This is a genomic window from Arthrobacter pullicola, assembly GCF_014836875.1.
Lineage (GTDB): Bacteria > Actinomycetota > Actinomycetes > Actinomycetales > Micrococcaceae > Arthrobacter_B > Arthrobacter_B pullicola.
This window is the reverse complement of the sequence record NZ_JACSQC010000001.1, coordinates 22,352-45,670: the sequence shown is the minus strand read 5'-3', so window position 1 is coordinate 45,670 and position 23,319 is coordinate 22,352. Positions and strand designations below refer to the sequence as shown.

The following is a 23,319-nucleotide window of genomic DNA, read 5'->3' as shown; positions in this document are numbered from 1 at the left end:
CACACCGGCCAGATCTTCACGCCGGATAAGACCCTCACTCCGGATAAGGCCCTCACTCCGCATAAGGCCCGGAAGCTACGCCGTGAGCTGGCGCTTCGAGGAGATCACCCCGGTGTTGAAGCCGGCCAGGTTCAATCCGCCGTGGAACCGCGCGTGCTCAATCTTCACGCAGCGGTCCATGACCACGTTCATTCCGGCGGCTTCGGCATCCCGGGCCACTTCCTCATGCCAGGAACCCAGCTGCAGCCAGAGCGTCTTCGCGCCCACGGCCTTCGCCTCTTCCAGGACGGTCGGCAGGTCATCATGCCGGCGGAAAACGTCCACGATGTCCGGGGTTTCCGGCAGGTCCGCCAGCGAGGCGTAGACCGGCTGGCCCAGGATTTCCTTGGCCACCGGGTTCACGAAATACACCTTGTACGGCGAGGAAGAGAGCAGGTACGTCGCCACGAAGTAGGAGGCCCGGGACGGTTTGTCCGAGGCACCCACAATGGCGATCGACTTGGCCGAGCGGAGCAGGGCGAGGCGTTCAGGGGCGCTGGGGCCTACCCAGCTCCCGGTGTCAGTGCGGTTCTCAGACATTGGCGGACTCCTGGTTTTCGACGGCGGCCGGGGCGGGCACGGTGCAGGACGCGGCTTCAGCGGCGGGGACTGCAGTGGCAGCGCCGGACGCTGCGGCAGCGGCAGCGGTGAGGCCCTGGTCCAGGTCCCAGAGGATGTCCTCCAGGTCCTCCAGGCCCACGGAAATCCGCACCAGGTCCTCCGGAACACCGGCTGCGGCCATCTGCTCGGGGGAGAGCTGCTGATGGGTGGTCGAACCCGGGTGGATCACCAGGGTGCGGGAATCTCCGATGTTTGCCAGGTGTGAGGCGAGCTGCAGGGATTCGATGAACACCTGCCCGGCAGCGCGGCCGCCCTTCACCCCGAAGCTGAAGACGGAGCCTGCGCCCTTGGGCAGGTAGTGCTTCGCCCGCTCGTGGTGCGGGTGTGATTCCAGGCCGGCGTAGGAGACCCAGGCCACGCGGTCATCAGCTTCGAGCCACTCGGCCACGGCCTGGGCGTTGCGCAGGTGCTCATCCACCCGCTGGGCCAGGGTTTCCACGCCCTGCAGGAGCTGGAAGGCGGACTGCGCGGAGAGCGTGGGTCCAATGTCGCGCAGCTGCTCGGAACGCAGCTTGGTCAGGAAGCCGTACTCCCCGAAGTTCCCCCACCAGGAGATGTTGCCGTAGGACGGCACCGGCTCGGTCATGGCCGGGAACTTGCCGTTGCCCCAGTTGAACGTGCCGGCCTCGACGACGACGCCGCCCAGGGTGGTGCCGTGGCCGCCGATGAACTTGGTGGCGGAGTGAATGACAATGTCCGCGCCGTGCTTGAACGGCTGGACCAGGTAGGGCGTGCTCAGGGTGGCGTCGAGGATCAGCGGCACACCGGCGTCGTGCGCCACCTTGGCCAGGCCCTCAATATCGGCGACCTCGCCGCTGGGGTTGGCGACTACCTCGGCGTACACGGCCTTGGTGTTTTCCTGGATGGCCGCCGCGTAGTCGGCGGGATCGGTGCCGGGAACAAAGGTCGTGTCGATGCCGAAGCGGCGCAGTGTGACGTCCAGCTGGGTGACCGTGCCGCCGTAGAGCTGGGACGCGGCCACAATATGGTCCCCGGCCTGGCAGAGCGCCGCGAAGGTGACGAATTCGGCGGACATGCCCGACGCCGTCGCCACCGCACCGATGCCGCCCTCCAGGGAGGCGATGCGTTCCTCGAACGCAGCCACCGTGGGGTTGCCGATGCGGGAGTAGATGTTCCCGTACTTCTGCAGCGAGAAGAGGTTGGCGGCGTCGTCGGTGTCCTTGAAGACAAAGGACGTGGTCTGGTAGATGGGGACGGCGCGCGCACCGTGGATGGCATCGGGTGTGCCGCCCGCGTGCAGGGCGCGGGTACGGAATCCGAACTGGCGATCACTCATGGGACTGAGTGCTCCTTCCTTAGGGGGACCGCTGCGAAGCGGTAAGGCAATGGTTGCTTTATTGGGCGGTGGAAACCAACAATGTTGAGGACAGTTGCGCTGAGCGCGGGGTCTACTCCGGCCGGTGCCGGAACCCCACAACCCGGGAGCGGGCATGGAACAGTACGTGATCGTCGTCGAAACCGGTTACAAACTGGCCTCCGCCAACCACAAGATCACCCCCACGGATCCCATGGACCGGACGGACGCGCAGCAGCTGTTCATCGAGCTGATGGAGAACGGGCATCCCGACCTGCTGCCGGAGAAAAAGGACACATCGATCCTGGAGGTCTCCCCGGTCGAGTTCATCCGGCTGCACCGTGCCATGGGCGGCGCCGTGGAGCTGGACCGGGTGACCCTTGCGCGGGTGCATTAGACGCCACTTCCAGTCCTGCGGACTTGGCAGGCGGCGTGAATCGCCGGAATGCACGGTTCGTTCTGCAGGCTGGTGGTGTCGCCGAGCGTGGTGCCCTCGAACAGCTGGGTCAGCAGCCGGCGCATGATCTTGCCGGAGCGCGTCTTGGGGACATCGGGAACCACGACGACGGCGGCGGGCTTGGCGATCGGCCCGATTTCCTTGGCGACGTGGTTCCGCAGTTCCTTCGTCACCTCGCCCGCATCCTTCGATGCAGTCTCGGTCAGCACCACGAACGCGGCGATCGCGTGCCCGGTCTTCGGATCGGCGACCGGGCAGACCCCTGCCTCCACGACCCAGGGGTGGGACACCAGGGCCGACTCGATCTCGATCGTGGAGAGCCGGTGCCCGGAGACGTTCAGGACGTCGTCCACCCGGCCCAGGATCCAGGTATCGCCGTCGTCGTCATACCGGGCGCCGTCGCCGGCCAGGAACCAGCCCTGTTTTGCGTACTGCCGCCAGTAGGAGGACAGGTAGCGCTGCGGATCGCCCCAGCAGGTGCGGGCCATGGACGGGCCGGTCCGGTCCACCACGATGAAGCCCTGGGTATTGGCCGGGACGTCATTGCCGTCCTCGTCGACGATCCGGGTGGAGACGCCGGGCAGGGCACGGGAGGCGCAGCCGGGCTTGAACACGGTGTCGGTCTGGCGCGGGGAGAGGATGGTGGCGCCGGTTTCGGACTGCCACCAGGTATCGATCACCGGGACTTCGCCGCGGCCGACGTTTTCCCGCAGCCAGCGCCAGGCCTCCGGATTCACGGCCTCGCCCACGGTGCCGAGCAGCCGGATGGAGGACAGGTCCCAGGTGTCCGGGACGCCGTCGGGGAACCAGCCCATCAGGGAGCGGACCAGGGTGGGGGCGGTGTAATAGCTGGTGACCTTGTAGCGTTCGATGATTTCGAAGTGCCGGCCGGGGTGCGGGGTGTTCGGAGTGCCCTCGAAAATCACCTCGGTGACGCCGTTGGAGAGTGGACCGTAGATTTCGTAGGTGTGCGCGGTGACCCAGGCCAGGTCCGCGGTGCACCAGTGGACGTCGTCAGCGCGGGCGGCTTCGTCCGGGTTGGCGAAGAGGAACTCGTAGCTCCACGAGGCCTGCGTGAGGTAGCCGCCCATGGTGTGCACCAGGCCCTTGGGCTTCCCCGTGGTCCCGGAGGTGTACATGATGAACAGCGGGGTTTCGGCGTCGAACGCTTCCGGTTCGTGCACGTCGGAGGCGGTGTCAACGGTCTCGTGCCACCAGATATCCCGGCCCTCGGTCCAGGCGATGTCGCAGCCGGTCCGCTTGACCACCAGGACGTGCTCGATCGAGTTCTCGCCGGACACGGCTTTATCCGCGTTGTCCTTGACCGGGACGGCTGCCCCGCGCCGGTACTGCCCGTCCGTGGTGACCAGCAGCTTGGTGCGGGTGTCCTCCACCCGGAACTTCAGCGCCTCCGCGGAGAACCCGCCGAACACCAGCGAGTGCACGGCCCCGATGCGGGCGCAGGCCAGGGTGATGATGACGGTTTCGGCGATGACCGGCAGATAGATGACCACCCGGTCGCCCTGTTCGATGCCGAGGGCCAGCAGAGCGTTGGCGGCGCGGGAGACCTCTTGCTGCAGGTCGGCGTAGGTCAGGGTGCGCCGGTCGCCGGGCTCACCCTCGAAGTGCAGGGCAACCTTGTCTCCGTGGCCGGCGGCGACGTGGCGGTCCACGCAGTTCACGGCGACGTTGAGCTTGCCGCCAGCGAACCACTCGATCTCCGGAACGCTGTATTCTGCGTCGGCTTCGGGAACCTCCGGCCCGCTGAGGCGCTGCGGCGGGGTGAACCGGTGCGCGGTGTGCCACGGTTCCTCCCACTGCAGCCGCCGCGCGGCTTCCTCCCAGAACGCGATGCGTTCCGCTTCAGTGGCGAACTCCGGCTCTGCGGCCGGCTGGGGTGCTGTTCTTACGCCCACTTCTTCACTGCCCACTTTTCTGCGAGGCCCAGCAGGGCATCGGTTGTCTTACCAATAACTGCCAGCAGCACGATTGCCAGGAACATGCGGTCGGTGCGGCCGTTGTTCTGCGAGTCCGTCAGCAGGAAGCCGAGCCCCATGGAGGAGGCGATCAGCTCGGCCGCCACCAGGAACAGCCAGGACTGCGCCAGTGCCAGCCGCAGCCCGGAGAACACGGCAGGGACGACGGCGGGCAGCTGCACAGTGGTGAGCAGCTTGACGCCGTTCAGGCCAAACGCCCGCGCGGCTTCGACGAGGTTCTTGTCCACGTGCCGCAGCGCCAGGGACACGGTGGTGAAGACCGGGAAGAACGCACCGATGGTGATCAGCGTGACCTTCGAGTCCTCCCCGATTCCCATCCAGAGGATCAGCAGCGGCACCAGCGCCAGCGACGGTACGGCACGGAGCGCGCCGAGCAGCGGGCCGAGCAGGACATCGGCCAGGCGGGAAAGGCCCAGCACGGCGCCGAGCACCAGGCCCAGCGCGGCGCCGGCGGCAAAACCGGTCAGCACGCGCTGGGTGGAGATGGCGATATGTGTGCCCAGTTCCCCGCGGTCAAACAGGTCGACGGCGGAGGACAGGACAGCGCCCGGCGAGGGCAGCTGCACGGCGCTGAAGACCCCCAGCACCGAAACCAGCTGCCAGAGCGCAAGGACCAGCACCGGGACCACCAGGCCCAGGAGCACTCGGACCCAGCCCCGGGAGAGCGGTCCGGAGGCCCCGGAGATCCGCTCCGGGGCAGCGGGTTGGGACGGGAGCACTGCCGGGGGGCCCTGCAAGCCGCCGGGTACTGCCGAGCTTCCGGTCAGGTACGAATTGCTCACTAGGATTCCTTGATGGCTTCCGGATCGGCCTTCTTCACGAAGGAATCGTCCAGCAGGTTGGCGATGGCGTCGTCAATGGTGGACTGCTCCGCGACGTCACCGGTCTCCACAAACGTGGGGCCGATCTTTTCCAGGACCGCACGCTGCGCGTCACCCGGGGCGGCGTCAACGTCCAGGTTGCTGCGCTCCAGGATCACGGTCTTGGCTACCTCAAGGTCCAGGCCGGCGACGTCGGCCAGGATCTGCGCGGTTTCCTCCGGGTTTTCGGCGGCCCAGGCGCGGGCCTTCTCATACGCGTTCACAACCACCTGTGCCAGCTCGGGCTTTTCCTTGAGGAAGGATTCGGTGGCATTCAGGAAGCCGTAGGTGTTGAAGTCCAGGTTGCGGTACAGCAGCTCCGCACCGGCCTGCTCGGCGCCTGCCATGATCGGATCCAGCCCGGCCCAGGCGTCAACGGCACCGTTTTCCAGTGCGGTGCGCCCGTCGGCGTGCTGCAGGTTCTCCACCGTTACGTCCGAGGTGCTCAGGCCGGCCTCCTCCAGGGCCTGGACCAGGAAGAAGTACGGGTCGGTGCCCTTGGTCGCAGCGACCGACTTGCCGGCCAGGTCCGCCACCGAGGTGATGTCCGAGTCCGGGCCGACCACCAGGGCAGCCCACTCCGGCTGGGAGTAGATGCTGATGGTCGTGATCTCCGAGCCGTTCGCGCGGGCCAGCAGGGCGGCAGAACCTGCGGTGGAGCCGACGTCGATCGCCCCGGCCCGCAGTGCCTCATTCGCCTTGTTGGAGCCGGCGGACTGTACCCAGTTCACGTCCACGCCCTGCTCGGCGAGGGTGGCTTCCAGCCAGCCCTGGTCCTTGATGACCAGGCTCAGGGGGTTGTAGGTGGCGAAGTCGATGTTCAGCGTGCCGCCGTCGGCAGCTTCACTGGCGGCACCGGCGGAGGAATCCTCACCGGCGACGCAGCCGGTCAGGGCCAGGGAGACCGCGGCGGCGGTGGCGGCGATTACCGCGAGGGGGCGGCGGGTAAAGCGGGAACGGCTGTTCATGGGGATTCCTTTGGATGAGCGGGGTGGGGAAGCAAAGCTGGTGCGGGCACAAAACGTCCGCGGAGACGTCCCGGCACGGCCGGGACGTGGGACAACGGGTGGGAAGGCTAGTGGCGCTCGACGCCGAGGCTCGCCAGGAGCTCGCCGCGCATTCGCGCCAGTTCGGCCGAGGCACGGTCCCGGGGACGTGCGCCCGGGACGGTGATGGTCTGGGTGATGGTGGCGCCGGGTTTGCCCGGTTCGCGGCCCAGGACGATGATGCGGTCTGCGAGCTGCAGCGCCTCGTCGACGTCGTGGGTGACCAGCAGGACGGTGGCCGGGGCGGCGCGGTGCACGTCCAGCAGCAGATCCTGCATCTTCAGGCGGGTCAGCGCGTCGAGAGCACCGAACGGTTCATCCAGCAGCAGCACCCCGGGCCTGCGGGCCAGGGCCCGTGCCAGGGAGGCGCGCTGCGCCATACCGCCGGATACCGCGCGGGGCTGGTGCTTGGCGAAGCTGTCCAGCTCCACCAGCTTCAGCAGTTCGGCAACCTTCGCCTTGCCCTCGCTGGCGCTGGTGCCCTTGGGGAGGCCGATCGCAACATTGGCCTGCAGGGTCTGCCAGGGCAGCAGGCGGGGTTCCTGGAAGGCCACGGCACAGCGGTCATCGATGCCGCGGACGGCTGTTCCGTCGATCCGCACGCTGCCGGTCGAAGCGGCGTCGAGCCCCGCGGTGGCCCGCAGCAGGGTGGATTTGCCGCAGCCGCTGGAGCCAAGGATGGCGAGGACTTCACCGGGGCGCACCTCGAAGTGAATGTCCCGGAGCACCACGTGGGCGTCCGGGCCGGAGCCGAAGCTGCGGCCCACGCCGTCGAAGGTCACGGACAGGGCGGTGTCTGGTGCGGGGCCCGCGGCAGCGGACACGGCATGGGACCCGGAGGAAAGTACTGCAGTCATTGAACACTCCATCGGTCCTGGCAGTAGCACCCTACGGAAAACGTCCTGGGCCGGCTTACCGGCCTCCTGCGACGTCCACCTCGTTATCGCCGCGCCTCAAGGAGGAAACGCGCCGACCAGGGTTGCTGCGGCTTCACTGATCCAGGTCTCTCAGCCGCTCGGGATGGTCAAGCCATAACTAAACGCCCTCGGGCTGCCCGCGGGCAAGTCCCGGCGTAACAATTCGCCGCGCCGGATTCGCGGCGAACCCGGCTCCCGCCGCCGGGCATTACGCCGCCGTGCGCCGGATGATTAACCGCGTAGGGACCCCAGCGCAGGATGGCTGGTGAGGCCATTTGCGCCGTAGAGCGCCCAGACAATGTAGGCCGCCGCAAGTGGCGCTTCCGGTCCGCCGATCAGCAGCGGATCGCCCTGATGGAATTCCAACACCACACTGTTGTTTTCCGGCTCGGGATAGCAGGCCGCGACGTGGGAATAGTAAAAGCTCAACCAGCGGCCATCCACCTGGCAGAGGATGCGGCGGTCAGTCAAAAACATTGCCGTGCGTCTTGCGTCGCGCCAATGCTGGCGTGAGGCAGCTTCTGCCGACCGGCGCCGAGAATTATTGGACAAGGCAGTTACTCCCATCCCGGCAAGCACAAAAGCCGGCTGACCCCAAAAGAAACCGCTCGTGTGGACATATGTACCGGGCGAGCCGTAAAAGCGGGCATAGTCAGCGGTGATTTGGAGGTGGAGGTTTTCGCCCGGTTCCAGAACCACGCCCCACACCTGCATGGCGGGAGGGAGATGGCCTTCACTCAATTGTCCGGTCAACGCCTGCGCTTTATTCCAAGAATCTTCATAATGCAGCTGGAGGTCCCGCTGTGCCTGTTCCGTGCGGGTGTAATGGCCTTTTCCCCGTCGGAACGAGCGGAATACCCGGTGCGCGTTCGTAATTGCCTTGATGGTTAGGTAAATGGTGCCGACCAACCAAACCCCAAGGGCAGCAAGAAGTAAGAGGGCATATCCAAGATCCATCGAAGCGCCACTGTCCGCATCATTCTCACCGTATGCAGTGAAAACCAGCCGCAAGGCGATATAGGCAATGGGGATGAGCGCCAAGGGAAGAATCCAGGTGAGGTGTCTTCTCATTTCGCTACCCTAAGGGATTCTTCGCCGACAGGCAGCTACGCCGGACCTGCCTGTTGAGAACGGATTCCCCAGCGCCGCCGTCGGGCATTACGCCGCGTGACACAGTCCGGCTTGCGCGCCACCGGGGGCGGTGTTCCATACTGGGCGGGCAGGATCATGAGTCCCAACGCAAAGCTCTGGCTGGTTGGGCGGCAACCCTCTCCCGTGGCGGGGTGCCCCAGATGACGATCCGGTCGCAGGCGCTTTCGCCAGTGGCAAGTACGGCGCTCCTTGACGGTGCGTCAACCCGAAAAGGACTTACATGGCAAACTCGCCCGCACCCCGTCAGATCCGCTTCAATGCCTTCGACATGAACTGCGTGGGCCACCAGTCGCCCGGCCTGTGGCGCCATCCCGAAGACCAGTCCTCGCGGTACAACGACATCCGCTACTGGACCGAGTTGGCCAAGATCTGTGAACGCGGGCTCTTCGACGGCATCTTCATCGCCGACGTGCTGGGCACCTACGACGTTTACGGTTCCTCGAATGAGGCCACGCTGCGCCAGGGCACCCAGGTGCCGGTCAACGACCCGCTGCTGCTGGTCTCTGCGATGGCCCTGGTCACCGAGAACCTGGGCTTCGGCGTCACCGCGGGCACTGCCTACGAGCACCCGTACCCGTTTGCCCGCCGGCTCTCCACCCTGGACCACATCACCAACGGGCGGGTCGGCTGGAACGTGGTCACCGGCTACCTTCCCTCCGCCGCACGAAACATGGGCCAGGAAGACCAGCTGGAACACGACGAGCGGTACAACCATGCCGATGAGTATCTCGAAGTGGTCTACAAGCTGCTTGAGGGCTCCTGGGAGGACGACGCCGTGGTCCGGGACCGCGAGTCAGGCGTCTTCACCGACCCCTCGAAGGTGCACGACATCAACCACGAGGGCAAGTACTTCAAGGTTCCCGGCATCCATATTTCCGAGCCGTCCCCGCAGCGCACCCCGGTGATCTTCCAGGCGGGCGCCTCGCCCCGCGGCATCGCGTTCGCCGCCGAGAACGCCGAGGCCGTTTTCGTGGGAGCCCCCACGGTGGAAAAGCTCAAGGCCACGGTCACCAAGATCCGCGACGCCGCTGAAGCCGCCGGCCGGGACCGCTACTCGATCCGGATTTACACGCTGCTGACCATCATCACGGCAGCGACTCCGGAAGAGGCGCAGGCCAAGCATGAGGACTACCAGCGCTACACCAGCGACGAAGGGGCGCTGGCCCTGATGTCCGGCTGGATGGGCGTGGACCTTTCCACCTACAACCTGGACGAGCCGCTGGGCAACGTGAAATCCAACGCCATCCAGTCCGCCGCCGGAAACTTCCAGAAGGTGAAGGATGACGGCGAGCCCTGGACCGTGCGGGACATCGCCGAATCTGCCGGGATCGGCGGGCTGGGTCCGCGGCTGGTCGGTTCCGGTGCCGAGGTTGCCGAGGAACTGATCCGCTGGGTTGAGGAGACCGACGTCGACGGTTTCAACCTGGCCTACGCCGTGACGCCCGGCACGTTTGAAGACGTGGTGGAGTTTGTGGTGCCGGAGCTGCAGAAGCGCGGTGCCTACCCCACGGAATACGCTCCCGGAACGCTGCGGAACAAGCTCTTCGGCGCCGGCGACAAGCTGCCCGAAACCCACCGGGGCGCGAAGTACCGCTTCGCCCCGGCGGTCAACGGCTAGGGCTGGCTAGTACAGCTTGATGGAACCGCCGTCGGCCATCAGCGTCTGGCCGGTCATGTACTTGGACTGTTCGCTGGCCAAGAACACAACGATCGGTGCGATGTCCGTTTCGGGATCGCCGAGGCGGCCCAGCGGGACGGCATCCACGACTTCCTGGTAGGCCTCGGGGAAGGCCTGGCTCCACTGGACGATGCCCGGCGTCAGGGCAATGGGAGAGACCACGTTGACGCGGATGCCGTCCGCAGCCCACTCATTGGCAGCGGTCCGGGAGATGGCGCGGATGGCTTCCTTCGCCGCGGCGTAGGTTGCCTGGTTCGGCAGGCCCTTCATGCCGGCGCCCGAAGCGAAGTTGACGATGCTGCCGCGGGTCTTCTTCAGCTCCGGGTAGGCGGCGCGCATCAGGTGGAACGTTGCCATGGTGCCCGTGCCGAAGGAGAGGTCCCACATTTCCTGGGTGGTCTCCATGATCGGCGCCTGCTTGGAGGCATGGGCGTTGTTGACCAGGATGTCCAGGGCGCCGAAATGCTCCACGGTTTCGGCCACGATCGCGGCGGCATTCTCCTCCTTGGAGATGTCCTTGGCGATGAAAATGACATCGCCCAGGCCGTCGAGGTCAGCCAGGAGCTGGTCGCCCTGGGCCTGGTCGATGTCGACCACGGCCACCTTCGCGCCCTCGGACAGGAATCGGCGGACAATTCCGCGTCCGATTCCGCCGGCACCGCCGGTGATGATTGCAGTCTTATCCTTCAGTTGCATTTTCTTCCTTCCATGAAACCGGGCGCATTGCGGAGCCGGGGAATTGCCCAAGCGCCTGTTCGACGCCGCGGATAAAGTTGGCGACGACGAAGTCCAGAGAGCGGCGGGAAGCTGCGGAGCTGATGCCCTGGTCCTGGAACCGGGCCGCCAGCGGGAACCGTGCCACGGCCCCGGAGTTCCACTGCGCATGGTCGTCAGGTCCGGACTGTTCGGGGCCGGACTGCGCCGCCGCCGTGATTGAGGCTGCGCCGATAACAGCCGCAGAGATCCCCAGCAGGCAGTCGAAGCCCTGCTCCTCGGTGAGGCCGGCGCCGCGCAGCCGGGCGAGCAGCAGCTCCACCTCACCCGGTGTCGCCAGGTTCACCAGCCGACGGGGGGTCAGTACGATGTGCAGCAGCCAGGGATGGGCCTGGAATGCCTGCCACTGGGCGTCGGCCATGTGTTCAAGCGTTGCCTGCCAGGTGGCCACGCCGGGAGGCAGGAGCGCGAAGTCCTTGGCGGCGTCGGCCATCAGCAGCAGGAGGGCGCGGCGGTCCGCGACATGGCGGTAGAGGGCCATCGCAGAGACGCCCAACGTCCCCGCCACCCGGCGCATGCTGACGGCGTCCAGGCCCTCGGCGTCGGCAATCCGGACGGCGGCAGCGGCAATGGTATCGGGGTGCAGCGGGAGGGACCGGGCCATCGGCACCCCTTTCGTAAACGTCGGTGTTTACAGTGTATACCTTGTTTGTTTACGGTGTACGCACAGGTTCGGCAGACGCCGGGACGGGCTCCGGCTCCTCCGCGGCCGCTGCGTGGGTGCTGCCCGGGCCGTCGAGTTCCTGGATGTCCTCGCCGGAACGGTCCTTGGCGGCCAGCAGAGAGATCAGCGACATGCCGGAGAACGCTGTCCACAGTCCGGCGACCAGCCACAGGGAGCCGCCGCCGGCGATGACCAGGGCGGTGGCGATCATGGGGGTGAAGCCCGCACCGAGGGTGGCCGCCAGCTGGTAGCCGATCGAAGCGCCGGAATAGCGCACGGAGGTGGGGAACAGCTCACCGGCAAAGGCGCCGTAGGGTCCGGAGGTGAAGCCCTGCACCAGGGACAGACCCAGGAAGATGGCCAGCATAAACGCCACGGTGGACCCCATGTCCAGCAGTGCCATCACGGGGAAGGCCAGGATCATGGCACCGATGTTGCCCCAGATGAGCACGCGGCGGCGGCCCATCCGGTCTGAGAGCTTGGACGCCACGATGATCACGAGGATGGTGCTGACACCGCCGAGGGCCTTGATGTTGAGTACTTCGGTCTGGGCCAGGACGGCCTGCTGTACGGCGTAGGAGATTGCCCAGGCGCCCATCAGTCCCTGGGCCATCTGCCCGGAAAGCCCGGCGCCCACGGCGATGAGCAGTGCCTTGGGGTGTTCGCGGAACAGCTCGGCGGCAGGGACCCGGCGCTTCTTGGTCTCTGCCTTAGCGGAGAGCTCATTGAAGATCCGGGATTCAGAGACCTTCATGCGGATGAAAATTGCCAGGCCCATCAGGACTGCGGAGAGCAGGAACGGCACGCGCCAGCCCCAGGACAGGAACTGCTCCTGCGGCAGGGTGGACATGGCCGAAAGCATCAGGGTGCCGAGGATCGTGCCGGCGGGGGCACCCATGTAGGCGAAGGCTGATGCGAAGCCGCGGGATTCCTTCTTGGCATTTTCGAAGGCCAGCAGCATGGCTCCGCCCCATTCTCCGCCCACGGCGATGCCCTGGAATAGGCGCAGGGACACCAGCAGGATCGGGGCCCATACCCCGACCTGTTCGCTGGTGGGCAGCAGTCCGATCAGGGTGGAGGCAATGCCCATCATGAGGACGGTGGTGACCAGGATGGTTTTCCGCCCGACCCGGTCGCCGAGGTGGCCGAAGATAAAGCCGCCCAGGGGCCGCGCGACGTAGCCGACGGCGAGGGTGCCGAAGGAGACGAAGATGGCGACCTGCGGGTCCATTCCGGCGAAGAAGACCTGGTTGAAGACGATGCCGGCTGCGGTGGCGTAGAGGATGAAGTCGTAATACTCGACGGCGGTGCCGAGGAAGCTGGAAAGCAGGATCCGGCGCATTTCCCGCGGGGAGGCGTGGTAGCTGCCGGCCGGCGTGGCCGGAGTATGGGGCTGGGTGCTCATGGTGGTTTCCTCGAAATCCTAAAGGGCGGCGGCTGACGCGCCGGAAACGGACCGGCAAACGGCAGCGCTGCCGGTGCTGCCGAAGGGAATGACCTCCAGGTCCTCGGGGATGCTGAGGTTCCCGGTGAACGTTGTGCGGGCCTCGGCCCACGCCTCGGGCGGGGAGTAGCTCGGCACCAGATGGTGCAGCGCGAGGTGGCGTACCCCGGCCTCGGACGCAATTCGGCCGGCCTCTGCAGCAGTGGTGTGGGCACGGCGGTGGTGGTCCATGGTGGCCTGGAGCATCTGCGCGTCCGTGTACTGGCGGGCCAGGATGTCGAGGTTGATGGCCTCGTGCAGCAGGAGGTCAGTTCCGCGGGCCAGCCGCACCATGTTGGCGCACGGGGCCGTATCGCCGGAAATGGTCACTGAGCCGGATTCTGTCTCGAAGCGGAAGGCAAAGGCCGGTGCGGTGGGGTGGTGATCGACCAGGACGGCGGTCACGGTGACGTTCTTGTCCCGGAAGACTTCGATCGGCTCCATTTCCGGGGTGACGTTGGTGTCCGGATCGAACCCGAGGCCGGCCGGAAGGGTGATTTCGCGGGGCTGGAACTGCTCTGCCGGGCTCTTGGCCAGGGAATCGAAGATCCTGTCGTTGCAGTCGGTGGCGTAGGCGGCCAGCAGGCCCTCAACCAATCCGGCGACTCCCGGCGTCGGCCGTTCGGGCGCAACGGGGACCGGAACCGCGGTGGCCCGCGGCGACAGCGGCGGCAGCTTGCCCCGGTCGCCTGGCCCGACCACGGGGATCGGGCCCCGCGGCGTGTTCTTCAGTTCGAAGGCACCGAAGAGCAGCAGGGAGGGCAGGTCCACGGTGTGGTCGGAGTGCATGTGGGTGATGAAGATTCCGCCGAGGTTGGCCATGTCCAGGCCGGCGGCGTTGGCCTGGCGGCCCGCTCCCTGGCCGCAGTCCACGAGGTACCAGGTGCCGTTGACGACTACCGCCGTGGCGATGCCGAAGCGCGGGGTGCCCTGGTGGTCCTTCCACCAGCGGGGGCCGCCCGCGGTGCCGAGGGTGATCACGTGGGGAAGGGAATCCTGTACATCCATAGGGGTTGCTCCGTGGGGTTGCTGTTTTGCGGGCTTCCTCAAGGATGGTGTCCTACATCACATTTACCTAGCTATAATTACTGGCTAGACCCATAAGATGGCCTTATGAGCGAAATCACACTGCGCCAGCTCGAGTACTTCGCGGCCGTTGCAGAGACCCGGTCGATCACTGAGGCGGCACGGCGCTGCCATGTCTCTCAGGCGGCCGTGAGCCTGGCGCTGTCCCAGTTGGAGCAGGCGCTCGGGGTGACCCTGGCTATCCGGCGGCGGGGCAAGGGGGTGGCCCTGACCCCGGAAGGACAGGTGGTAGCCACCCGGGCCCGGCAGATGACCGGCCAGATCGCGGATCTGGCCGCGGTGCTCGATCAGGTGCACGGCCAGCTGTCCGGCCGGCTGGTCATCGGAGTGTTCAGGACGCTGGCCATGCACGCCATCCCTGCACTGGTCGACTGGTTCACCACCCGGCATCCGCAGGTTGAACTGGACTTTGTGGAAGGCAGCGGACCCGATATCCAGGAGGCCATGCTCGCCGGCCGGCTCCAGCTGTGCGTGGTTTACGAGGCACAGGTGCTGCCCGACTGCACGGCCGAGCTGCTCAAGGAGACCCGGCGGCAAGCCGTCCTCAGCCCGGACCATCCCCTGGCCGGGCAGCCGTCGGTGAGTCTGGCGGAGCTGGCCCGCTTCCCCGCGATCCTCATGGATGAGGAGCCTGCACTCCAGCGGACCATCGCCGAGTTTGCCCGGGCCGGTGTGGAACCGGATGTCCGCTGGCGGTCGGCGAGCGTGCAGGCCATCCACAACGTGGTGGGCCGGAACCTGGCCTACTCCCTGCTGATGCAGCCTTCTCCGCTCAGCCCGGAGGGGCGGCCGCTGGAGTTCCTGCCGCTGACTGGGAGCAGCCCCACCAATTCCGTGATGGCCGCGCTGCCGGCAGGCGTGACCCGCAGCGCCCTGGTGGAAGAGTCCCTGGCCGCGCTCCGCGCTCATTGGCAGCCGTAAGCAGCAGCCCATTGACCCCGCCCGGGGGCCCTCCTACCGTGGAATGACGGCCTGCCAGTGGCCCCAACTCCAACAAAGGAGAAGCCATGGACCCCTCAGACGGCGCCTCGGGGCGCGTGCTGTCCGCCGATGGAACACCAATCGCCTGGGAGCGGCACGGTGAAGGTCCTCCCCTGGTGGTGGTGGACCCGATCATGATGGACCGGACCACCTCGGGAATGGCCGGTGTTGCCGAGCGGCTTGCCGCAGGCCATACCGTCTACACGTATGACCGCAGGGGAAAGGGCGAAAGCGGGGACGGGGAGGAATACACCGCCGAATCCGAGGTCGATGACCTTCTTGCGGTCGTGGAAACTGCCGGGGGGACAGCGGATGTGCTGGGCACCTCTTCCGGAGCGATCCTGGCGCTGCGGGCGGCTTCGGAATCCGCCGTCATCTCCAGCGTGGTGGCGGTTGAACCGCCCCTTTTCGGTGACGGCGGCTCCGGCGCAGACTTCCGTCCGCAGCTGGCAGCGCTCATCGAGGCAGATGACCGTGCCGGCGCGATCCGGCTTTTCCAGGAGTCCATCGGGGTCCCCGAGGAGATGATCCGCTCCTCCGAGCCCAGCCCGTTTGAGCCTGCCGCGCACACTATTTCCTACGACCTCACGCTGATGATCGACACTGATGTGCGGAGCCTGACCGGAGTCCGGGTGCCAGTGCTCGTCCTGGCCAGCAGCGGAAGCGATGAGCGGCTGCAGGACTGGGCGCGGAACGCTGCGGAGATGCTCCCCGAAGGATCATTCCAGCTCCTGGCCGGCGGATGGCACGGCATCGAAGATGCCGAACTGGCCGCCGCCGTCGACGCTTTCCTCGACTAGGATGCGACTCCGCACCTCCACGGGCACGCTGCCTGGCGCGTAAGGTGGGAATGTCTTCAGCACGACCGACCGGAGGAGGCGGCCCTATGACGCACCGTAACGATCCCGAGGTCATTTCCCGCCTGCTCTCCGCCCGGGGCCGATGGGCCGTCGTGGGGCTGTCCAATAATCCGCTGCGCCCAGCCGTTGGCGTGTCCCGGTTCATTCAGGACGCGCTGGGGATGGAAGTTATCCCCGTCAACCTCAAGGGCGAGGACGTTCACGGGAACACCGGCTATACCCGTCTCGCGGATATCCCCGGCCAGATCGACGTCGTTGACTGTTTCGTGAACTCCGCGAAGGTGGGCAGCATCGTGGACCAGGCCATCGACGCCGGCGCGAAGGCGGTGTGGCTGCAGCTGGGTGTTATCGATGAAGCGGCTGCCCAGCGTGCGCACGACGCCGGGCTCGACGTCGTGATGGACACCTGCCCGGTGATCGAAGCCGGGCGCTACGGACTGTAGGTCAGCCGCAGGTCCCTATGTTCGCTGATCCACCGGCAGCGACCGGTGAACCTGCCATGCCGCGAGCATCTGCTCCCGGCTGCCGGACGGATTGGCAGCATGCCACTCGCGGGAAAAACGGTTCAGCTCAAACTGCTTGCCGATCGGCCGGGGTGCCTCTCCCCGGGTGGCGTGCCAGTGATCGAGTGCCGCGCCCATGGTTGCGGTGCCGTCATTGCCGGCGAAGAACTCCCGCATGGGTGCGTCGAACCGGAACCCGGGGCCGAGGGCGTTCACGAAGAATTCCCGCAGGACCTGGCTGCAGGGATGCCCGGCCGGGATCACGGTATGGATGGTCAACGGGGGCACTAAACGGTGGACCCTGTCCTTCCTGCCCGCCGGGGCAGGCACGGCAGGGAGGGGTTTTCCGCCCAGCAACGCAGCAATCCGTTCGCCCAGGATCTCCTTGGAGCCGGAGGCGGGGATTCCCTGGGTCCGGGCAAAGACCAGCAGCTCCTCTTTCAGCCAGTACCAGCGGCGGAACTCGGCCGCGCTCAGAGCAGGGGAGAGGGCAGGGCGTTCCGGAAGAGTCACTGCCCTATCCTCCCTGACCCGGGCGGATATCCCGGTGACCCTAGGCGTCAAAGGTGTTTATGTCGGGCCGGTCCGGGTTACGTAACAAAGGCGCTGTGTGACGCCCGAAGCGTCACACAGCGACGTGCCGGGCCATACACCGACATGTTCTTGCCGGGCTGGGGCTGTCCCGGCTTACATGGACCAGTAACCATCCAGAGCGGCTGAGAGACCTGGCTCCATGACGCCGCAGCAACCCCTTCCGTAATCCTGCGGAGGAGAGGGGTGCTACCGCCAGGACCGATGGAGAAGCACCCGCTTTCTTTTGGTCCCCTCATGGGTGCGCCTCAGCGCATCCATGAGGATGCCGTGCGGTGCTCACCTCTTCCCGGGCAATGACCGAAGGAGGACGGCATGATTCGGATCGAGAATGTTTCGACCGTTTTTGGCACCGGAGAATCCAGTTTCACCGCCGTGGATGACGTGTCACTGGAAATCCCGCGTGGCAGTATCCAGGGAATCATCGGCTTCTCCGGAGCCGGTAAATCCACCCTGCTGCGCAACATCAACCTGTTGGAGCGTCCCACCTCCGGACGGGTCCTGGTGGACGGCGTGGACGTGACAGCTCTGGATGACGCGGCCCTGCGTGCAACCCGGCACGGGATCGGCATGATCTTCCAGCACTTCAACCTGCTGAACAACCGCACCGCGGCGCAGAACGTGGAACTTTCGCTGAAGTTCTCCGGGGTCAAAAACGCCGCCGAGCGCCGCCGCCGGGCACTCGAGGCGCTCGCCGTCGTCGATCTGTCCGACAAAGCGGGAGCGTATCCGGCCAAGCTTTCCGGCGGCCAGAAGCAGCGGGTGGCAATCGCCCGGGCCCTGGCCACCGAGCCGAAGGTGCTGCTGTGCGACGAGCCCACCTCCGCCGTCGACCCGCGGACCACTGCCTCCGTGCTGCAGTACCTCAGCGATGTGAACGCCCGCTTCGGCATCACGATCGTGGTGGTGACCCACGAAATGAACGTCATCAAGGCGATCGCAGACAATGTGGCCGTGATGGAGGACGGGCGGGTAGTGGAACAGTTCGCGCTCACGGACCTGCAGCAGCCCGGTTTCAGCCCCGCCACCTCGATCGGCCGGTACCTGATCTCCGACGAAATCAGTCTGGACCGTGCCGAAAGAAAGCCGGCCGGCCGCCGGCTCGAAGGAGCCCACCGTGCTTGAGCGCATCATCGAAGTCTGGCCCGAGCTGCTCACCGCGCTGGGCCAAACCGGCATCATGCTCCTGGTGGCCATTCCCCTGGCCGTGCTGATCGGCACCCCGCTGGGTGTCCTGCTGTACACGCTCGGCCCCAACGGGCTGGTCCACAAGCCCAAACTGCACCGGGTCCTGGATTCGCTGGTCAACCTGGTCCGGTCCTTTCCGTTCCTGATCCTGCTGATCGCGATCATCCCGTTCACCCGCTTCGTCGTGGGCACCACCATCGGCACGGCGGCGGTGATCGTGCCGCTGACCATCAACGCGATCCCGTATTTCGCCCGGTTCGTGGAACAGAACATCACCGCTCTCGGCGGGGGTGTGGTGGAGGCTGCCCGGTCCATGGGCGCCACCCGGGGGCAGATTGTCCGCGACGTCCTGCTCGTGGAAGCACGGCCGGGGCTGATCAGCTCCGTGACCATCATGACGGTCAGCTTCATCTCCTATTCCGCGATGGCCGGGCTTGTCGGCGGGGGCGGAATCGGCGACTTCGCCATCCGCTACGGCTATTACCGCTACGAAACCGGGCTGATGATCACCGCGATCGTCCTGATGATCCTGCTGGTGCAGGCCGTCCAGCTGGGCGGCTCCTGGATTTCCCGGCGCGCGGACAAGCGTCTTTAGCCTTCAACCGAAAGAACCACCATGCCTATCCCCAGCACCCGTTTTTCCGGGCCCAGGCCGCGCCTGCTGCTCAACGCGTTCCTGATGAATACCACCAGCCACATCCGCGGCGGCCAGTGGCGCCACCCCGAGGCGGAGCAGCACCGCTTCAACGAGCTCGGCTTCTGGACGGACCTGGCCCGGCAGCTCGAAGCGGCGAAGTTCGACGCCCTCTTTTTCGCCGACGTCGTGGGCCTGTATGGAAACCACGACGGCGGCTGGGCGTCCCATGTGCGCCGCGGCCTGCAGGTGCCGGCCAACGATCCCGTGCTGCTGCTCGCGGCGCTGGCCGGAGCCACCAAGGACATCGGACTGGCCGCGACATCGTCGGTGGTGCAAAGCCACCCCTTCCAGTTCGCCCGGCAGATGTCCACGCTGGACCACCTCTCCGGCGGCCGCGCCGGCTGGAACATCGTCACCTCGGTCCTGGAGAACGCGCACCGCAATTTCGACGGCGCCGGGCTCACGGAACATGACCGCCGGTATGACTGGGCGGATGAATACGTCGAAGCTGTGTACAAACTCTGGGAAGGCTCCTGGGACGAGGGCGCGCTGATCCAGGACAAGGCCAGCGGTGTGCACGCCGACCCGGAGAAGGTCCACAAGATCCATCACCGCGGCGAGCGCTACTCCATTGACGGGCCGCACCTGAGCGCACCGTCGGCACAGCGCACCCCCGTGCTCTTCCAGGCCGGCAGCTCCGGACGCGGCCAGCAGTTCGCGGCGGCCAATGCCGAAGCCACGTTCATCTTCGCGCCGAACCCCGCCCATGCCGCCAAGGTGGCCGCCGGGGTCCGGTCCCGGGCCGTCGAGGCCGGGCGGTTGCCGGACGATGTCAAGGTCTTCACCGGACTGTCCTTTGTGGTCGGCGGCACCGAAGCCGAAGCCCGGCGCAAAAAGGCCGAACTGGACGAATACCTGGACCTGGACGCCGTGATCGCGCACATCGGCGGCGGCCTGGGAATCGACCTCGGCGGGCTCGATCTTAAAACCCCGCTCGGCGACGTGCAGACCGAAGGCGGCCGCGGCGTGCTGCAGGCCATCATCGACTCCACCCCCGGAGGCAACCCGACCCTGGCTGACGTCGCCCGGTACCGGACCGAAGCGCAGCAGATCACCGGCACCCCGGAGCAGATCGCCGATGAACTCGAGCGCTGGCAGGACGCCGGCGTGGACGGCATCAACATCATCAATGCTGTGCTGCCCGGCTCCTACACCGATTTCATTGACGGGGTGCTGCCGGAACTGCGCCGCCGCGGGCTGGCCCAGAACGAGTACACGCCGGGAACCCTGCGCGAAAAGCTCTTCGGCAACGGGCCGCTGCTGAACGAACGCCACCCGGCCGCCCGCTTCCGCGGAGCCTTCACAGCCGCTGCCCCCGAAGCCGGCCTTGCAACCGCAGGAGAAACCCGATGACCGCCAGCCTGCTTCACCGCTACGGCCGCAGCACCAGTGCCGGCCAGGAACACTGGTTCGCACTGGCCGACGAGGTTGCCGCGATCCTCGGTGCCGACGCCCTGGAACGGGACCTGGCGAACAAACCGCCCTTCACCGAGGTGGAAATCCTGCGCCGGTCCGGCCTGCTGCCGCTGACCATTCCCACCCGCTTCGGCGGCGCAGGAATTGACTGGCCCACGGCGTTCGAGATTGTGCAGCGGATCGCCCGGGCGGACAACTCCATCGGCCAGCTGCTCGGCTACCACTACATTTTCCAGTCCTTCCCGTACATCGACCTGGACGAGGTACGCGGGCAGGCACTCGCAGACGAATGCCTGGCCCAGCAATGGCTCTGGTCCTCCACCGGCACCCCGCAGGGACCGCAGGCCACCGCCCGCCGCGTCGACGGCGGCTACCGGGTCACCGGTAAAAAGCCGTTCTCCACCGGCAGCCGGGTCGCCGACAGGATTTACGGCCGGGCAATTGTCGACGGCGGAGACCGGCTGGCGCTGATCATCGACACCGCATCCGAGGGAGTGGTCCGCCACGACGACTGGGACGTCCTTGGCTCCCGGCTTACCGCAACGAACACCATCGAATTCCGCGACGTTTTTGTGCCGGATGGGGACGTGATTACGAATCTGGGAGCGCACGACGGCGAACGCCGTCCACACCAGGTCCTCACCACCCCCGCCTTCCAGCTGCTCTTCGCGCATGCCTACCTGGCCGCAGCCGAAGGCGCCGTCCTCGCAGCCCGGGACTACACGCGCAGCAGTGCGCGGCCCTGGTTCCACGCCGAGGTGGAGTCCGCTGCGGAGGATCCGTTTATCCAGAACCACTACGGCTCCTTCACGGCCGCGCTGCAGACGCTGGCCGCCGTCGTCGACCATGCCGCCACGGCGCTGCAGTGGGCCTGGGATGCCGGGGAGGAGCTGACCGCGGCGGACCGGGCCGGAGTGGCCGAACAGATTGCCGCTGCGAAGGTTACCGCCCACGAAGTGTCCCTGGACGTCACCGCACGGGTTTTCGACGTCACCGGGGCACGCGCTGCGGGCAGCAAATACGGCTTTGACCGCTACTGGCGGGACGTCCGCACCCACACCCTCCATGATCCGGTGGCCTACAAATACAACGAACTCGGCCGCTACTTCCTCAACGGCACCGAACCCGTTCCCTCCGCCTACCGGTAACCACTCACGTCACCCACCCCTTACGAAGGACAACCATGGAACGCAGGAACTTTCTCAAGCTGGCCCTGGCGGGCGCAGGCGCCGCCTCGCTCACCGCCGCCACCGGCTGCGGCCTCACCGGCGGGGCGTCCGCCTCGGATGACAAGACCATCAAGATCATCGTCACCGAGTCCGCCCCCTATCAGGAGCCCACGAAGATCGCCGTCGAACTGCTCAAGGCCAAGGGCTGGACGCTGGAACCCACGTACGTCACCGACATCGTGCAGCCGAACCTGGCCGTCTCCAACGGCGAATTCGACGCCAACTACTTCCAGCACGGCGCCTACCTGCAGCAGTTCAACGTGGACCAGAAGCTGGAAGTTCAGCCGCTGTTCTACGTCTACGGCTCACCCGGCGGCATCTGGTCCGAGCGCTACTCCAGCCTGCAGGAACTTCCGGACGGCGCCCGGATCGCCTTGCCGGTGGACCCCTCGAACAACGGCCGCGCCCTCCTGCTGCTGCGCGACGCCGGGCTGCTGGAACTGAAGGACGGTGTGGGGGTGATCCATACGTCGCAGGAAACCATCACCGCCAACCCGAAGAACCTGACCTTTGTGGAAGTGGACCAGCAGTCGCTGTCCAAGACGCTGCCCGACGTCGACGCCGGGTTCCTGTTCGTGCGCCTGGCCGCCGAAATTGGACTCTCACCTGATGACGCCCTGGCGTTCGAGAAGGAAGCGGACCAGATTCCGTTCCGGTGCGTCGTCGCCGGAACAGCGGAATTCGCAGAAACCGAAAAGGCGAAGGTACTCAAGGAGGCCTACCAGTCACCCGAGGTCAAGGAGTGGTTTGCCGGCTACATGGACGGTGTGCTGCCCACACCGTGGGACGCTGACCCGCTTGAGGAACTCGACTCCTGGTGGCAGGCCTAAAGCTTGCCGAAGCGGGCCCGCATAATGCCCAGGTACAGGCCGTAGCAAATCAGCCCCACCCCGACGGCGCCCAGCGCCAGCCAGCCCTGGGGCGCCTCCTTCAAGGCGTGCAGGGCGCCGTCCAAACCGGTGGACTTCTGCGGGTCCGCGGTGGCGGCGGCAGCAATGACCAGGCCGCCCAGAATGAGCAGTGAGAGGCCCTTCGCGGTGAAACCCGTGATCCCCGTGATGGTCACTGCACGCTGCCAGGGCCCGCTCGGGATCGGTCCGAGGTTCTTCCGGAACGTCCGCATCACGCCCTTGTAGACGAAGTAAATCCCGATGCCGGCGACCACCGCACCGATCAGGCCCACCAGGATCTGGCCTGCGGGCTGGCTGAGAAGCCGGGCCGTCCAGGTGGCCTGGTTCTGCCCGCTGTCACTGGAACCACCGAGCGCGAAAACACCGAAGCTGATGCCAATGGCGCCGTAGACAACGGCTGAACCGGCATCGGTCGCCCGTTTCTTCCAGACTTCCTTCCGGCTGCCGGCCGAGTCAAGGAACGCGCGGCTGACCTGGAACAGCGCCAGCGCAAGGCAGCCAAGGAAACAGGCCCAGATCAGGAAGATGCCACCCGGCCGGGAAGCGAGCGCGGACATCGCACCGGAGGAGTCGGCACTGCCCCCGTCACCGAACGCGATCTGCAGCGCAATGAGGCCAATCAGGGCGTGCAGCAAGCCACTGGCCACGTAGCCCATGCGCGCTGCCCGCTCAAATGACTTGGAGTCGGCAGCACGCTCTGCGGCCTGCGTCATCCTGCCCCCGCCGGCGTTTGCCCGGTCCTTGCCCAATCCATCCTCCAAAGGTTGCCGGCGCCCGGTGGGGCCGCCGAAGTAGTGCGTGTGCTTAGTGGTTTCTCCATCCTGCCATCTGTGGTGCGCGGGACCTACGCGGCG

General features: G+C 66.5%; 23 protein-coding genes and 2 riboswitches. Of the genes, 10 read left to right on the top strand and 13 right to left on the bottom strand.

Features of this window, described 5'->3' with window-relative positions; all coding sequences use genetic code 11:
* Window positions 1-75: 75 nt before the first annotated feature.
* Complete coding sequence (locus H9638_RS00230; protein WP_191745197.1) at window positions 76-579, bottom strand: CoA-binding protein; 504 nt, start codon at window positions 577-579, stop codon at window positions 76-78.
* Window positions 572-1,957, bottom strand: a complete 1,386-nt coding sequence (locus H9638_RS00225) for an O-acetylhomoserine aminocarboxypropyltransferase/cysteine synthase family protein (RefSeq protein ID WP_191745196.1) — start codon at window positions 1,955-1,957, stop codon at window positions 572-574. The genes H9638_RS00230 and H9638_RS00225 overlap by 8 nt, the downstream gene beginning before the upstream one ends.
* A gap of 154 nt (window positions 1,958-2,111) precedes the next feature.
* Between H9638_RS00225 and H9638_RS00220 the strand changes: the two genes are divergently transcribed.
* Window positions 2,112-2,372, top strand: coding sequence for a hypothetical protein (locus H9638_RS00220; RefSeq protein ID WP_191745195.1), 261 nt, complete (start codon window positions 2,112-2,114; stop codon window positions 2,370-2,372).
* Here H9638_RS00220 and acs read toward each other — a convergent pair.
* The 5 genes from acs to H9638_RS00195 form a co-directional block, all read right to left on the bottom strand.
* Window positions 2,369-4,348 (bottom strand): acetate--CoA ligase, encoded by a 1,980-nt coding sequence (gene acs / locus H9638_RS00215; RefSeq protein WP_191745194.1) that lies wholly within the window; start codon window positions 4,346-4,348, stop codon window positions 2,369-2,371. The two genes, H9638_RS00220 and acs, sit on opposite strands and share 4 nt — an antisense overlap.
* Window positions 4,339-5,148 (bottom strand): ABC transporter permease, encoded by an 810-nt coding sequence (locus H9638_RS00210; protein WP_191745755.1) that lies wholly within the window; start codon window positions 5,146-5,148, stop codon window positions 4,339-4,341. The genes acs and H9638_RS00210 overlap by 10 nt, the downstream gene beginning before the upstream one ends.
* A gap of 62 nt (window positions 5,149-5,210) precedes the next feature.
* A complete protein-coding gene (locus H9638_RS00205; protein WP_191745193.1) occupies window positions 5,211-6,257 on the bottom strand; it encodes an aliphatic sulfonate ABC transporter substrate-binding protein in 1,047 nt (348 codons plus the stop codon).
* Window positions 6,258-6,364: 107 nt separating this feature from the next.
* Window positions 6,365-7,192, bottom strand: coding sequence for an ABC transporter ATP-binding protein (locus H9638_RS00200; RefSeq protein ID WP_191745192.1), 828 nt, complete (start codon window positions 7,190-7,192; stop codon window positions 6,365-6,367).
* Between the two features lie 291 nt (window positions 7,193-7,483).
* Complete coding sequence (locus H9638_RS00195; protein WP_191745191.1) at window positions 7,484-8,323, bottom strand: hypothetical protein; 840 nt, start codon at window positions 8,321-8,323, stop codon at window positions 7,484-7,486.
* Between the two features lie 152 nt (window positions 8,324-8,475).
* A riboswitch (SAM riboswitch) is annotated at window positions 8,476-8,590 on the top strand.
* 34 nt (window positions 8,591-8,624) lie between these two features.
* Here H9638_RS00195 and H9638_RS00190 point away from each other — a divergent pair.
* Window positions 8,625-10,022, top strand: a complete 1,398-nt coding sequence (locus H9638_RS00190) for an LLM class flavin-dependent oxidoreductase (protein WP_191745190.1) — start codon at window positions 8,625-8,627, stop codon at window positions 10,020-10,022.
* A gap of 6 nt (window positions 10,023-10,028) precedes the next feature.
* On the opposite strand, the gene H9638_RS00185 is transcribed toward H9638_RS00190, so the two are convergent.
* From H9638_RS00185 to H9638_RS00170, 4 genes are read right to left on the bottom strand one after another with little or no spacing between them, the layout of a single operon-like run.
* On the bottom strand, window positions 10,029-10,778 hold the full coding sequence (locus H9638_RS00185; RefSeq protein WP_191745189.1) for an SDR family NAD(P)-dependent oxidoreductase: 750 nt from the start codon (window positions 10,776-10,778) through the stop codon (window positions 10,029-10,031).
* The gene (locus H9638_RS00180) at window positions 10,762-11,460 is read right to left on the bottom strand and encodes a TetR/AcrR family transcriptional regulator C-terminal domain-containing protein (protein ID WP_191745188.1); all 699 of its coding nucleotides are present in this window, start codon (window positions 11,458-11,460) and stop codon (window positions 10,762-10,764) included. The genes H9638_RS00185 and H9638_RS00180 overlap by 17 nt, the downstream gene beginning before the upstream one ends.
* 49 nt (window positions 11,461-11,509) lie before the next feature.
* Window positions 11,510-12,925: an MFS transporter gene (locus H9638_RS00175; RefSeq protein WP_191745187.1), complete on the bottom strand. Its 1,416-nt coding sequence runs from the start codon at window positions 12,923-12,925 to the stop codon at window positions 11,510-11,512.
* Between the two features lie 18 nt (window positions 12,926-12,943).
* Window positions 12,944-14,011, bottom strand: coding sequence for an MBL fold metallo-hydrolase (locus H9638_RS00170; RefSeq protein ID WP_191745186.1), 1,068 nt, complete (start codon window positions 14,009-14,011; stop codon window positions 12,944-12,946).
* A gap of 105 nt (window positions 14,012-14,116) precedes the next feature.
* Between H9638_RS00170 and H9638_RS00165 the strand changes: the two genes are divergently transcribed.
* The 3 genes from H9638_RS00165 to H9638_RS00155 all read left to right on the top strand — a co-directional run bounded on the left by H9638_RS00165 (window position 14,117) and on the right by H9638_RS00155 (window position 16,373).
* Window positions 14,117-15,010 carry a LysR family transcriptional regulator gene (locus H9638_RS00165; protein WP_191745185.1) on the top strand — a complete coding sequence of 298 codons (894 nt, stop codon included), beginning with the start codon at window positions 14,117-14,119 and terminating at the stop codon, window positions 15,008-15,010.
* Window positions 15,011-15,096: 86 nt separating this feature from the next.
* The gene (locus tag H9638_RS00160; protein WP_191745184.1) at window positions 15,097-15,870 is read left to right on the top strand and encodes an alpha/beta fold hydrolase; all 774 of its coding nucleotides are present in this window, start codon (window positions 15,097-15,099) and stop codon (window positions 15,868-15,870) included.
* A gap of 86 nt (window positions 15,871-15,956) precedes the next feature.
* Window positions 15,957-16,373, top strand: coding sequence for a CoA-binding protein (locus H9638_RS00155; RefSeq protein ID WP_191745183.1), 417 nt, complete (start codon window positions 15,957-15,959; stop codon window positions 16,371-16,373).
* Between the two features lie 15 nt (window positions 16,374-16,388).
* On the opposite strand, the gene H9638_RS00150 is transcribed toward H9638_RS00155, so the two are convergent.
* Window positions 16,389-16,946, bottom strand: coding sequence for a DUF6434 domain-containing protein (locus tag H9638_RS00150; RefSeq protein ID WP_318241725.1), 558 nt, complete (start codon window positions 16,944-16,946; stop codon window positions 16,389-16,391).
* Window positions 16,947-17,133: 187 nt separating this feature from the next.
* Window positions 17,134-17,235: riboswitch (SAM riboswitch) on the top strand.
* Window positions 17,236-17,339: 104 nt separating this feature from the next.
* Here H9638_RS00150 and H9638_RS00145 point away from each other — a divergent pair.
* The 5 genes from H9638_RS00145 to H9638_RS00125 are packed head-to-tail and all read left to right on the top strand — an operon-like array spanning window position 17,340 to window position 22,384.
* Entirely contained in the window at window positions 17,340-18,149 is an 810-nt protein-coding gene (locus tag H9638_RS00145) for a methionine ABC transporter ATP-binding protein (RefSeq protein ID WP_191745182.1), read from the top strand.
* Window positions 18,142-18,807, top strand: coding sequence for a methionine ABC transporter permease (locus H9638_RS00140; protein ID WP_191745181.1), 666 nt, complete (start codon window positions 18,142-18,144; stop codon window positions 18,805-18,807). Before H9638_RS00145 ends, H9638_RS00140 begins: the two co-directional genes overlap by 8 nt.
* Window positions 18,808-18,828: 21 nt before the next feature.
* Window positions 18,829-20,262, top strand: coding sequence for an LLM class flavin-dependent oxidoreductase (locus tag H9638_RS00135; RefSeq protein ID WP_191745180.1), 1,434 nt, complete (start codon window positions 18,829-18,831; stop codon window positions 20,260-20,262).
* A complete protein-coding gene (locus H9638_RS00130; RefSeq protein ID WP_191745179.1) occupies window positions 20,259-21,473 on the top strand; it encodes an acyl-CoA dehydrogenase family protein in 1,215 nt (404 codons plus the stop codon). Before H9638_RS00135 ends, H9638_RS00130 begins: the two co-directional genes overlap by 4 nt.
* A gap of 35 nt (window positions 21,474-21,508) precedes the next feature.
* Window positions 21,509-22,384: a MetQ/NlpA family ABC transporter substrate-binding protein gene (locus H9638_RS00125; protein ID WP_191745178.1), complete on the top strand. Its 876-nt coding sequence runs from the start codon at window positions 21,509-21,511 to the stop codon at window positions 22,382-22,384.
* Here H9638_RS00125 and H9638_RS00120 read toward each other — a convergent pair.
* A complete protein-coding gene (locus H9638_RS00120; protein WP_191745177.1) occupies window positions 22,381-23,178 on the bottom strand; it encodes a DUF1206 domain-containing protein in 798 nt (265 codons plus the stop codon). The two genes, H9638_RS00125 and H9638_RS00120, sit on opposite strands and share 4 nt — an antisense overlap.
* Window positions 23,179-23,319: the final 141 nt, after the last annotated feature.

Bases quoted from the DNA above. Each gene is read 5' to 3' on its own strand.
- H9638_RS00205 (WP_191745193.1), bottom strand. From the start codon at position 6,257: ATGAACAGCCGTTCCCGCTTTACCCGCCGCCCCCTCGCGGTAATCGCC.
- H9638_RS00195 (WP_191745191.1), bottom strand. From the start codon at position 8,323: ATGAGAAGACACCTCACCTGGATTCTTCCCTTGGCGCTCATCCCCATT.
- H9638_RS00165 (WP_191745185.1), top strand. From the start codon at position 14,117: ATGAGCGAAATCACACTGCGCCAGCTCGAGTACTTCGCGGCCGTTGCA.
- H9638_RS00175 (WP_191745187.1), bottom strand. From the start codon at position 12,925: ATGAGCACCCAGCCCCATACTCCGGCCACGCCGGCCGGCAGCTACCAC.
- H9638_RS00220 (WP_191745195.1), top strand. From the start codon at position 2,112: ATGGAACAGTACGTGATCGTCGTCGAAACCGGTTACAAACTGGCCTCC.
- H9638_RS00120 (WP_191745177.1), bottom strand. From the start codon at position 23,178: ATGACGCAGGCCGCAGAGCGTGCTGCCGACTCCAAGTCATTTGAGCGG.
- H9638_RS00155 (WP_191745183.1), top strand. From the start codon at position 15,957: ATGACGCACCGTAACGATCCCGAGGTCATTTCCCGCCTGCTCTCCGCC.
- H9638_RS00200 (WP_191745192.1), bottom strand. From the start codon at position 7,192: ATGACTGCAGTACTTTCCTCCGGGTCCCATGCCGTGTCCGCTGCCGCG.
- H9638_RS00225 (WP_191745196.1), bottom strand. From the start codon at position 1,957: ATGAGTGATCGCCAGTTCGGATTCCGTACCCGCGCCCTGCACGCGGGC.
- H9638_RS00135 (WP_191745180.1), top strand. From the start codon at position 18,829: ATGCCTATCCCCAGCACCCGTTTTTCCGGGCCCAGGCCGCGCCTGCTG.
- H9638_RS00125 (WP_191745178.1), top strand. From the start codon at position 21,509: ATGGAACGCAGGAACTTTCTCAAGCTGGCCCTGGCGGGCGCAGGCGCC.
- H9638_RS00185 (WP_191745189.1), bottom strand. From the start codon at position 10,778: ATGCAACTGAAGGATAAGACTGCAATCATCACCGGCGGTGCCGGCGGA.
- H9638_RS00230 (WP_191745197.1), bottom strand. From the start codon at position 579: ATGTCTGAGAACCGCACTGACACCGGGAGCTGGGTAGGCCCCAGCGCC.
- H9638_RS00145 (WP_191745182.1), top strand. From the start codon at position 17,340: ATGATTCGGATCGAGAATGTTTCGACCGTTTTTGGCACCGGAGAATCC.
- H9638_RS00180 (WP_191745188.1), bottom strand. From the start codon at position 11,460: ATGGCCCGGTCCCTCCCGCTGCACCCCGATACCATTGCCGCTGCCGCC.
- H9638_RS00130 (WP_191745179.1), top strand. From the start codon at position 20,259: ATGACCGCCAGCCTGCTTCACCGCTACGGCCGCAGCACCAGTGCCGGC.
- H9638_RS00190 (WP_191745190.1), top strand. From the start codon at position 8,625: ATGGCAAACTCGCCCGCACCCCGTCAGATCCGCTTCAATGCCTTCGAC.
- H9638_RS00160 (WP_191745184.1), top strand. From the start codon at position 15,097: ATGGACCCCTCAGACGGCGCCTCGGGGCGCGTGCTGTCCGCCGATGGA.
- H9638_RS00170 (WP_191745186.1), bottom strand. From the start codon at position 14,011: ATGGATGTACAGGATTCCCTTCCCCACGTGATCACCCTCGGCACCGCG.